At 66.3% G+C, this 2,808-nt stretch carries 2 protein-coding genes; one reads left to right on the top strand and one right to left on the bottom strand.

The features are described from left to right. On the bottom strand, positions 1 to 2,107 hold a 2,107-nt coding region (gene eccCa / locus VFA16_RS03030), incomplete at its 3' end, for a type VII secretion protein EccCa (protein ID WP_324966395.1). Between the two features lie 69 nt (positions 2,108 to 2,176). On the opposite strand from eccCa, the gene eccD reads away from it, so the two are divergent. After that, a partial coding sequence (eccD, locus tag VFA16_RS03025) for a type VII secretion integral membrane protein EccD (protein ID WP_324966394.1) occupies positions 2,177 to 2,808 on the top strand: 632 nt, incomplete at its 3' end.

Genomic DNA, 2,808 nt, shown 5'->3' with positions numbered 1-2,808 from the left:
CCGGTCCCGTCGGCGCAGCAGTGAACACGCGGACGACGGGTACCCCTGCGCCGTCACTGGATTCGCGCTGCAGAGTGCCCGACGGACACGGGCCGGACACAAAGGCCGTCTGGAATCGGATCGACTCGGCGCTTCCTGTTTGCAGGAAGCCGGCGCCGGGCGTGTTGGGCAAGTCGAAAGCATCCGGCTTTCCGAGCACAACTCGGGACTCGCTGGCGGACAGCGTTTTCAGGCATATTCGATACGACAGGTGAGATTCCAGTCCGCGCAGCCGACCCTCGTCGAGCCGCTGACTGGCCAGCAAGAGATGCATTCCCAAAGATCGGCCCAGACGGCCGATCGCGGCGAACGTTTCGGCGAAATCGGGGTGCTGGCGCAGCAACTCGGAATATTCGTCGACGATGATGAACAATGCAGGCAGCGCCGGCAATTGTGCGCCTGCACGGCGGGCATGTTCATAGGCATCGACGCTGACGAGGTTGCCCGCCCTCCTGAGTATCTGTTGGCGCCGGTTGATCTCGCCGGCCAGCGCGTCGCTCATCCGGGCAACCAGCGGCGCCTCCTCGGAGAGGTTGGTGATGACGGCGGCGACATGCGGAGCGCGTTCCAGGCCGAGAAAGGTTGCGCCGCCCTTGAAGTCGATGAGGACGAGGTTCAGCACGTCCGGCGAGTGCCGGGCCAACATACCGAGCGCAACGGTGCGAAGCAATTCCGACTTGCCGGAACCGGTAGCGCCGATACACAGCCCATGCGGGCCCATGCCGTGTTCGGCGGCCTCCTTGATGTCGAGTTCCACCGGTGCGCCGTCGACCCTAGTTCCGATCGGGACACGAAGCCGGTCCCGGTAGTTCAAGGTGTGCCAACGGGCCGGAGGGTCGAAGTCGAAGATGTCATCGATGCCTAGCAGATGGTGCCAGCACGGTCCGCCCGCCCGCGCATGATCTCCATTGGATCGGTCGAGGCGGTATGCGGAGAGCCGCCGGGCGCACATCAGCGCGTCGGCGGCTTCGAGCTGATCGGGGCGGGCGACCACTTCCTGTCGATCGGCGCCGCACACGCGGACCTGCGTGGCGCTGAGAGACAAGCTGACCTGCCCGGCATCCTTACCGCCCGCGCCCACCCTGAGGACCGTCAACCCGGCTGTTGCCGTGCCGCCGTCGATATCGCCGTCGACGACGGCCACCACTAGCGGTTCGCCACCCAGGTCGCCTAGCGCAGCCTCGAGTTCAGCCAGGCTCCGATACAGCAAGCGGGCAGGGCCCGCCTCATCGCTGGCGCCAGGATGCTGATTGTGCGGCAACCACTTGAGCCACTCCCAGTGGCAGTAATTGGTGTCGCTGACTGCGGCCGCTATCAACAGCTGATCGGGGGCATGCAGTACGGCGAGTTGGCAGATCGCTGCGCGCAGCAGTGCGCGTGCGCAAGCCGGGTCGCCGTCGATTGTCACGGTTGCCGTTCGGGATAGCGGGATCGACACTGGCGCCGACGGAATCGTGGAATGCAGCTGCAAGAAGCGGTGCAACGCGCTCGCGGTGACCGGATCCATTCGATCCGATGACCTGTCCGACGCCACCAACCGGCTGGCGAGCGGCTGGACTGCGGTACCGATGCGCACCTGACAGAAGTCGGCGTCGGCGGGGCGGCGCTCCCACATCCGCGGGCCGCCGATCATCGTCCACAGCGATTCGGGATCAGGATGGCACCAGATCAACGAAGAGTATTGGGCGGCAGCGTTTTTCTTTACTGAGCCGCGGAGGCCAGCCAAATAGCTCAGGTAGTCCGCGCGATCGCGGTCCACCTCGGCGGTGCGCCGGCCATCACGTCCGGCCAACGCCGTGACGACCACGGAGATCAGCATCATCGCCGGGAAGGCCAGAAACATCGGATTGCGGCTGACCGCTGAGCGTGAACTGAACGCTACGGCCATCATGCCGGCTGTCGCGACAGCCATCGCGACCGGTAACAGGCGGAGCAGCAGGCTGTTTCGCGCTGGCCCGGCAAGCGGCGGCGGCGCCTCGACCGCGATCTCTTCGGTGGTATATGTCGGCGGCGGCAGCCGCTGCGCCAGCGCAAAATCCGTGGTGCATGTGGTGTCGCACTGGCTCATCGCCGACCTTCCCCCGCCGAATCGCAGCCACCGTATGCGGGCGCTCAACCGCGGGCAAGTCAGCTGTGGATGACGGAACGCACGGGCTCGGTCAACGCACTACCGTCTCGGCTCGGCGCTAAAAGCGACAAGGAAAAGGGGACGATGGCCAGGCTGTGCCGTGTTTCTGTGCACTCCGACGGCGTCAATGTCGATCTCGCTTTGCCGGCTGCCGTCGCCGTCGCGACGCTCCTCCCGTCGATCGTGGATATCATCGCAACCGCGGGCGGTCCCGTCACCCACTCAGACGGGATCCGCTACCAGCTATCCCGGGTCGGTGGCCCGGCACTGTCTGCGTCGAAAACGTTGGCGCAGCAGCATATTCACGACGGCACAGTACTTATCCTGACACGCTCGCTAGCCGAGCCGCCGGCACCGCGGTTCGACGATGCGGCGGAGGCGGTGGCACGCACGCTCGACGGGGTGGGTCAACCGTGGACGCGGCAGGCGGCACGGGTCACCGGTGCGCTCGCCGCCGCCTGGCTGGCCGGCACGGGCGGGTTGGCGCTGATCCGCGCCTTCGTCACGAACGATGCCCGGCACAGCGTCGGCGCAGCCGGCGCGGCTGGGGTCGTAAGTTGCGCCGCTCTCCTCGCGGCGGCAATAGCGCACCGTGTGTATGGAGACCGCGTCGCTGCGCTGACGCTTGGGTTAATGGCGAG

This window comes from Mycobacterium sp. (assembly GCF_035653355.1).
In the GTDB taxonomy this organism is placed as follows: Bacteria; Actinomycetota; Actinomycetes; order Mycobacteriales; family Mycobacteriaceae; genus Mycobacterium.
This window is presented reverse-complemented; position numbering and strand designations above follow the sequence as displayed.